Here is an 8,669-nt window from a genome sequence, read left to right as displayed (position 1 = left end):
GCCGAGGAGGGTGGCGATGAGTTCGGGGGAGCGGTCGAGGCAGACGGCGATGAGTGTGTCGGGGGTGATGCCGGTGGTCCGGAGGTGGTGGGCGAGCTGGTTGGCTTTCTCGTTGACCTGTGTGAAGGTCCATTGCGTGTCGCCGTGGACGAGGGCGACGGCGTCGGGGTCGGACGCGACCCGGTCCTCGATGAGGGAGTGGATGGTCGCGGTGTCGGGGTAGGGGCCGGTGGTCCCGTTCCATTCGACCAGGATGTCCTGACGCTCCCGCTCGGTCAGCATGTTGAGTTCGGAGAGGTGTGCGTCGGGGGTGGCCGCGACGGAGGCGGCGAGGGTGGCGAGATGGCCGGCCATCCGCTCGATCGTCGCCCGCTCGAACAGATCCGTCCGATACTCCAGCACCGCACGAAGACCGTCCGACGACTCGACCGCCGTCAGCGTCAGGTCGAACTTCGCCACGCCGCGCTCGATCTCGACCTGCTCGACGTCCGCGCCCGCCAGCTCCCAGACCTCGCCGTCCGCGCTGCCCGGCGCCTGCAGGACGAACATCGTCTGGAACAACGGGTTGCGCGAGAGGTCCCGCTGCGGCGCGATCTCTTCCACCAGGCGCTCGAAAGGCAGATCCTGGTGGTCGTACGCACCCAGGGCGGTGTCCTTGACGCGGTCGATCAGCTCGGCGAACGTCGGGTCCCCCGACAGATCCGTCCGCATCACCAGCGTGTTCACGAAGAACCCGACGACGTCTTCGATCTCCTTGCGGGTGCGGCCCGCGATCGGGGTGCCCACCGCGATGTCGTCCTGGCGGCAGTAGCGGGCCAGTACGACCTGGAACAGCGACAGCAGCGCCATGAACAGGCTCGCGCCCTGCCGCCCCGCCGCCTCACGCAACCGCTCCGCGACCTCGGACGGCACCGAGAAGGTGACGACGTCGCCCGCGCCGTTCGTCTGCGCCGGACGCTGGTGGTCGGTGGGGAGTTCCAGCGGCGTGGAGTGCGCGAGACGCTCGCGCCAGTAACCGAGCTGCCGTTCCAGCGCCGGCCCGGTGAGCCGGTCGCGCTGCCACACGGCGAAGTCCGCGTACTGCACGGCGAGTTCGGGCAGCGACGCCTCACGGCCTGCCAGGGCCGCCGCGTACAATTCCCGCAGCTCCCGCGCCAGGATTCCCGACGACCAGCCGTCCGAAGCGATGTGATGCACCGTCACCAACAGGTAGTGGTCGTTCTCGGCGAGGTGCACGACGTCCGCCCGCAGGGGCCGGCCCGACGTGAGGTCGAAGGGGCGCGTCGCCCCGGTCCGCAGCACCTCGCGGCCCTGCGCCTCGGCGTCTGCCTCTCCCCGCAGGTCGTGCACCGTGACCTCCACCGGCCACGGTGCGGTGATCACCTGCTGCGGCGACCCGTCGTGGTCCACCGGGAACGCCGTCCGCAGCACCTCGTGCCGGGCCACCAGCCCGGACAGCGCCCGCTCCAGCGCCGCGACGTCCAGCGGACCCCGTACGCGCAGGGCCGTCGGCACCAGGTAGTCGGCGCTTCCGGGGGTCAGACGGTCCAGGAACCACAACCGCTGCTGTGCGAACGACAGCGGCAGCGCTCCCGCGGTCTGCCGGTCGGCGCGTACGATTCCGTCCGCGTCCGCACGCCGTCGCATGCGGGACAGCAGCCGCGCCTCGATCGAGTTCTCGCCCATGATGATGTCCGTCCTCTTCTTCTTCGGGTGGGCAACGGGTCTCTGCGTGGGGGCAGCGGGCCGCTGAATTCAGGAAACCTGCTCCTGCGCGTCGAACAATTCGATGAGCCGGCGCTTGATCCCGGTGACCGTCGGCGCCTGGAAGAGATGGCGCAGAGCGATACGGACCCCGGTCGCCGCCTCGATGCGGTTCACGAGCTGAATGGCGAGGAGGGAATGCCCGCCCAGGTCGAAGAAGCCGTGGTGGATCCCGACCTTGTCCAGGCCGAGCACCTCGGCCATGATCGCCGCGATCTCTCCCTCGATCTCGTCCCGGGGCTCCGCGAAATCCGCCTGGACCTCGTCCTCGTCGGGCGCCGGCAGCGCCGCGTGGTCGACCTTGCCGTTCCTGTTGAGGGGGAGTTCCGGCAGGCACACGAACACGGACGGCGTCATGGCGCGCGGCAGTCGTTCGGCCGCCCATCCGCGGAGCGCCCCGCTGTCCGGGGTGACGCCCGGCGCGGGCACGTAGTGGGCGACGAGCCGCTTGTCGCCCGGCGTGTCCTCGCGCACGGTCACCGCGCACACGCCGATCGCGGGGTTGGTGAGCAGCACCGCCTCGATCTCACCGAGTTCGACCCGCACCCCGCGCAGCTTCACCTGTCGGTCGATACGCCCCAGCAGGTCGAGCTCGCCGTCGGGCGTCCAGCGGCCGACGTCGCCGGTGCGGTACATGCGGCCGCCGGTGAACGGGTCCGGCACGAAGCGTTCCTCGGTGAGTCCGGGCCGTTCGTGGTAGCCGCGTCCTACGCTGTCGCCGCCGAGATACACCTCCCCCAGCACGCCCACCGGGACCGGGTGCCGATCCGGGTCCAGGACGTACGCAGTCTGGTTCACCATGGGGCGTCCCGCGAGGACCGGGCCGCGGGGGTCGGTGCGCGACGCCCGCCAGTAGGTGGTGTCGACCGACACCTCCGTCGCCCCGTAGAGGTTGATCAGGTCGCCGGGGAACCGGTCGAGGAAGCGGGCCACCAGGGTCGGCTGGAGCGGTTCGCCGCTGGCGAAGGCGTAGCGCAGGTGGGCGCAGTCCTCGGGGCGTGCCTGCGCGACGAACAGGTCCAGCAGGCTCGGGACGAAGTGGAAGCCGACCACCTGGTGCGCCGCCGTCAGGCGTGACACCTCGGTCATGTCCAGCCGGTCGGAGCCGGGCACCAGCACGACCTTCGCCCCCTGCCACAGCGGCCAGAAGATCTCGTACGCCGACACGTCGAAGGACAGGGGCGTCGCCTGGAGGAAGCCCTCGCCCGGCGCGAGGGGGAAGGCGTGCTGCATGCCGGCCAGGTAGTTCACCACTCCGCGGTGTTCGATGCGGACGCCCTTCGGGCGGCCCGTCGAACCGCTGGTGTAGATCAGGTAGGAGAGGTCGCCGGGGCCCGCGACAGGTTCCGGAGCGGTGACCGGCAAGGAGTCCGGCAAGTCCGCGGCGCTGTCGACCGCCAGGGTGAGCAGGCTCTCCGGCAACAGACCGGCGTGCAGCGCGTCGGTGACGACCAGCGGGGCTCCAGAGTCCTCCACCAGGTACGCCAGGCGTTCCGCCGGGTGTTCCGGGTCGAGCGGCACGTAGGCCGCGCCGGCCTTGAGGATGCCGAGGAGCGTCCAGACCAGGGCGGGGGAGCGTTCCAGGCAGACGCCCACCGGCACGTCCGGCCCGATCCCCGGTTCGGCCCGCAGCCGGTGTGCCAACCGGTTGGCACGCTCGTCGAGTTCGCGGTACGTCAGCTCGTCCGCGCCGCACACGACGGCGACGGCGTCCGGGGTGAGGGCCGCACGCTCCTCGAAGAGCCGGTGCAGGGTGGCCGCCGCCGGGACGGGGGCGGCCGTGTCGTTCCATTCGCGCACGATCCGGTGCCGCTCGTCGGTTCCGAGCATGTCCAGGTCGGACAGAGGGCTGTGCGGGCGTGCGGTGGCGGCGTCGAGCAGGTGGGTGAAGTGGTCCACGAGCCGGCGCGCGGTGGCCTCCGTGAACAGGTCGCCCGCGTACACCACCGCCCCGTCCAGGGTGCCGTCGGCGCTCTCCGCCAGATACATCGACAGGTCGAACTTGGCGTCGCGCACCGGTGACTCGACGGGCTCCATCGTCAGCCCGGGGAGGCTCCAGGCGTCCGCGCCAGGCGTGTTCTGGAGTGCGAACAGGGTCTGGAACAACGGGTTGCGGGACAGGTCACGGTCGGGGGCCAGTTCCTCCACGAGGCGCTCGAAGGGCAGGTCCTGGTGGTCGTACGCACCCAGGGCGGTGTCCTTGACACGGGCCAGCAGCTCGCTGAACGCCGGGTCGCCCGAGACGTCGGTGCGCAGGACGAGCGTGTTGACGAAGAATCCGATCAGATCCTCCGTCTCCGCCCGGTTGCGGCCGGCGATGGGCGTGCCCACGGCGACGTCCCGCTGACCGCTGTAGCGGGCCAGCAGGAGCTGGAACACCGCCAGCAGGGTCATGAACAGGCTCGCGCCGCCCTCGGCGGACACCTCCCTGGCCCGTGCGGCGACCTCGGCCGGCACGGAGAAGCGGACGACCTCACCCTTGCCGGTGCGCTCCGCGGGCCGGGCGTGGTCCGTCGGCAGCTCCAGCGGCTCCAGGCCCGCCAGGCGGTCGCGCCAGTAACCGAGTTGCCGCTCCAAGGTCTCGCCGGTCAGCCAGGAACGCTGCCACAGCGCGTAGTCGGCGTACTGCACCGGCAGCGGCGCCGGGGCCGCGTCGGCTCCCGCGCCCAGGGCCACCGCGTACAGCGCGGACAGCTCACGCACCAGCACCCCCACCGACCAGCCGTCGAAGGCGATGTGGTGCACGGTGACCGCGAGCACCGCCTCCTCGTCGGCCAGGCGCACCAGCACCGCGCGCAGCATCGGGCCGGCGGCGAGGTCCACCGGGCGCAGCGCGTCCCCGGCGAGGACCGCCGTGAGGGCGTCCTCGCGGGCCGCCGCGTCCCCGACCGGCCGGAGGTCCCGTACCAGCACGGTCACCGGTCCTGCGGGAACGACCGTCTGGACGGCCGAGCCGTCGCTGTCCGTGCCGAACCGGGTGCGCAGGATCTCGTGCCGGTCCACCAGCGCGGTGAACGCGTTGTTCAGGGCGTCCAGGTCGACCGCACCGTGCACACGGAAGGCGAAGGGCAGCAGGTACTCGGCCCGCCCGGGCTCCAACTGGTCCAGGAACCAGAGCCTTTGCTGGGCGAAACTCAAGGGCAGCGGGCTGCCGTCGCGCTCCACGGCGGGGATGCGCGAGACACCCGCGTGGTCGAGGTCCGCCACGGCGGCCGCCAGCAGCGCCGGGGTCGGCGCGCTGAACAGCGTCCGTACGGGGATGTCGACGCCCAGGCGGCGGCGCAGCCGGGAGACGACCCGCGTCGCGAGCAGCGAATGACCGCCCAGCGCGAAGAAGTCGTCGTCCGCCCCGATGGTGTCGATGCCGAGCACCTGCGACCAGACCGCCGCCACCGTCCGCTCCGTCTCCGTGCGCGGGGCCGTGTACGCGGCGCCCAGCTCCGGCCGGTCGGAGGCGGGCGCGGGCAGCGCACGGCGGTCCGTCTTGCCGTTCGGGGTGAGGGGGATGCGGTCGAGGGGCACGAAGGCCGCGGGCACCATGTAGTCCGGCAGGTCGCGCCGGAGGTGCGCGCGCAGTCCGCCGGCCTCGACGGGCGGCTGTGCGACGACGTACGCCACCAGCCGGGGGTCTCCGGGCACGTCCTCGCGCAGCAGGACGGTGGCGCCGGTGACCGACGGGTGGGCCAGCAGCGCCGCCTCGATCTCGCCCGGCTCGATGCGGTAGCCACGCAGCTTCACCTGGTTGTCGGCCCGCCCGACGAACTCCAGGTGCCCGTCCGGATGCCACTTGGCCAGGTCTCCGGTGCGGTACACGCGGCGCGGCGTGCCGTCCACCGTGACGGTCCGGAACCTCTCGGCGGTCAGCTCGGGTTTGCCCAGGTACCCTCGGGCCAGTCCGGGGCAGCCGATCCACATCTCTCCCGGCACACCCACCGGCACCGGCCGGCCGTCGCGGTCCACCAGGAACATCTTCGCGTTGGCGACCGGGCGTCCGATCGGCACATGGTCGCCGGGCCCGGTGATCCGCGCCGTCGCCGCCTCCTGCGCCGCCTCCGTCGGCCCGTAGCCGTTGACCAGGGGCACCGAGGTGTGGCGGAACCACTGGCGTACCTGCTCCTGCTGGAGCGCTTCTCCGCCGAGCCGTACCAGCCGGAGTTCCGGCCCCACGTCGTCCGGCCCGTCGAGCTGGGCGGCGAGTGCGCCGAAGGCGGACGGGGTCAGCCAGGCCACCGTCACCCGGTGGGCACGCAGCGCGTGCGCCAGCATCCCCGGGTCCCAGGCGTCGTCGCGCAGCACCAGCGACGCCCCCGAGACGAGCGGCGCGAACAACTGCCCCACCGAGGAGTCGAAGGAGATCGAGGCGAACTGCAGCACCCGGTCGTCGCACGTGAGGCCGAGCTGCCGCCGGGTCTCCCGCATGCGTGCGCGCAATGCGCCGTGGGTGATCTGCACGCCCTTGGGGCGGCCCGTCGAACCACTCGTGTAGATCACGTACGCCAGGTCGTCGGGCCCCGGCACCGAGGAGGTGACGCCGCCGGCGGGTACCGGCGGGTCCGCCGGCCAGGAGTCGTCGTCCAGCAGCAGCCGCGGTGTCGCGGCGGGCAGCCGCCCGGCGTGCGCGGACCGGGTGACGATCAGCGGGGCACCGCTGTCCTCGACCATGTAGGCGAGCCGGTCGCTCGGATACGCCGGGTCCAGCGGCACGTAGGCGGCACCCGACTTGAGGATGCCGAGCAGGGCGCCCACCATGTCCGTGCCCCGGTCCAGGCAGATGCCCACCAGCGTCCCGGGTCCGGCACCGCGCTCACGCAGCCGGGCCGCGATCCGTTCGGCCCGTCCGTCCAGCTCCCGGTAGGTCAGGTGTTCCGGACCGCACGTGACGGCGGGGGAGTCCGGACGCTCGGCGGCCCGCTCCTCGAACAGCCGGTGGACCGTGACGGAGTCCGGTGCGTCGGTGTCCGGGCCGTTCCAGTCGGTGAGGATCTCGCGCCGCTCCGCCGCCGTCAGCATCTCCAGGGCGGACAGGGGAGCGTCCGGGGCGTCCGCGGCGGAACCGAGCAGTGTCTCGAAGTGCCCCGCGAGCCGCACCATCGTCGCCTCGTCGAACAGGTCGGTCGAATAGACGAGGGTGCCGTCCAGGCCGCCGCCGGCGGTCTCCGTCGCGTAGAACGTGAAGTCGAACTTGGACTCCTGGGCCGCCACGTCCAGTTGCCGGACGGAGAGCCCCGGCAGATCCCAGGAGCGGTTGTCGGGTGTGTTCTGGAGGACGAACATCGTCTGGAAGAGCGGGTTGCGGGACAGGTCCCGCTGCGGCGCCAGCTCCTCCACCAGCCGCTCGAAGGGCAGGTCCTGGTGGTCGTAGGCGCCGAGCGCGGTGTCCTTGACGCGGTCGATCAGCTCGGTGAACGTCGGATCGCCCGACAGGTCGGTGCGCATCACCAGCGTGTTCACGAAGAAGCCGACCATGTCCTCGATCTCGGCCCGGTTGCGGCCCGCGATCGGGGTGCCCACCGCGATGTCCTGCTGGCCGCTGTAACGCGACAGCACCACCTGGAACACCGCCAGCAGCGTCATGAACAGGCTGGAGCCCGTTTCGTGCGCCAGTCTGCGGGCGCCGGCGGCGGTCTCGGCGGGGATGCCGAAGGTGAGCATCGCGCCGTTGCCGCTGCGCCGCGCCGGGCGCCTGCGGTCGGTGGGCAGCTCCAGCGGCTCGGCGCCGGCCAGCCGCCCGCGCCAGTAGTCCAGTTGCCCGGACAACACGTCACCGGTGAACCAGGCGCGCTGCCACACCGCGAAGTCCGCGTACTGGAGCTCCGGTTCGGGCAGGCCCGCGGCCATACCCGTGACCCGCGCCGTGTACAACGTGGTGAGCTCCCGCGACAGGACCCCCACCGACCATCCGTCGAAGGCGATGTGGTGGACCGTCAAGGACAGCAGGTGGTCCTCGTCCGCCATCCGGATCAGCAGGGCGCGAACGAGCGGCCCCTCGGCGAGATCCATCGGCCGGAAGCCCTCGGTGTCCACGAGCGCGGTCGCCGCCGCCTCCCGCGCGTCGGCGCCCGCGACCGACCGCAGGTCCCGCACGGTGAGGGGCAGCGGCAGCGGCTCGTCGACGATCTGGCCGGGAGTGCCGTCCCCGTCGGTGACGAATCGGGTCCGCAGCACCTCGTGCCGGGCCACCAGGTCCGACAACGACTCCTCCAGTGCCGCCACGTCCAGCGGACCGCTGATGCGCAGCCCCATCGGGATCAGGTATTCCGCCCGGCCCGGCTCCAGTTGGTCCAGGAACCACAGCCGGCGTTGCGCGAACGACAGCGGCATCGGCCGCCCGTCCCGGACGGCGGGCGGGATCGCGGCGGTGTCGTGGTCCGCGGAAGACGCCACGAGGGCGTCCGGGCCGTCGTCCCCGGCATCGTCGTCGGACTCGAACAGCCGGAGCGCCCGCCGCATGGCCTCCTCGGCGAGGAACGCCGCCACGGACCGCAGGGTCAACGGGCCCGGCACGGAAGCGACCCGGAAGTCCGAGCCGAATTCCACGGCCACCCGGCCCGCCATGTCCTGCGCTTGTTCCTCGGTGCCGCCGAGCCGGAAGAAGTCGGAATCCGCCGCCGCCGGCCCGGTGCCGAGTACGGACCGCCACACCTCGGCGATGCGTGCCTCGGCCGGAGAGAGCGTCTCGCTCGTCGCTTCCCGCTCCCGGCCGGGAGCCGGGGCCACCATCGGATTCGTAGTCATGCGTCCACCAGTTCCTCGTCGTCGACCCGTAACGGAGGGCCCTCGGGTGCTCAGCCGATTTCGAGCCTGGCAGAGCGGTCCGGACGGGATAACTGGTTACTTCTGCCCGCGCGACGTGGGCACTTCTGCCCGCACGGAAGCGTCGGCCGGAGCGGGATGCCCCGGCCGAC

2 protein-coding genes are annotated in these 8,669 nt (G+C 72.1%); both read right to left on the bottom strand.

Annotated elements, in window-relative coordinates; genetic code table 11:
- The coding region (locus Q0994_RS27065) for a condensation domain-containing protein (protein WP_299539372.1) at window positions 1-1,686 on the bottom strand (1,686 nt) is incomplete at its 3' end.
- A 69-nt stretch (window positions 1,687-1,755) separates the two neighbouring features.
- On the bottom strand, window positions 1,756-8,499 hold the full coding sequence (locus Q0994_RS27060; RefSeq protein ID WP_299539369.1) for a non-ribosomal peptide synthetase: 6,744 nt from the start codon (window positions 8,497-8,499) through the stop codon (window positions 1,756-1,758).
- Window positions 8,500-8,669: the final 170 nt, after the last annotated feature.

It is taken from the genome of uncultured Streptomyces sp., assembly GCF_947488945.1.
Classification (GTDB): Bacteria; Actinomycetota; Actinomycetes; order Streptomycetales; family Streptomycetaceae; genus Streptomyces.
Note: the sequence above shows the minus strand (reverse complement) of the source record. Positions and strands in the feature narration are given on the sequence as shown.

Coding starts and splice junctions, on each gene's coding strand:
- Q0994_RS27060 (WP_299539369.1), bottom strand. CDS start 8,499: ATGACTACGAATCCGATGGTGGCCCCGGCTCCCGGCCGGGAGCGGGAA.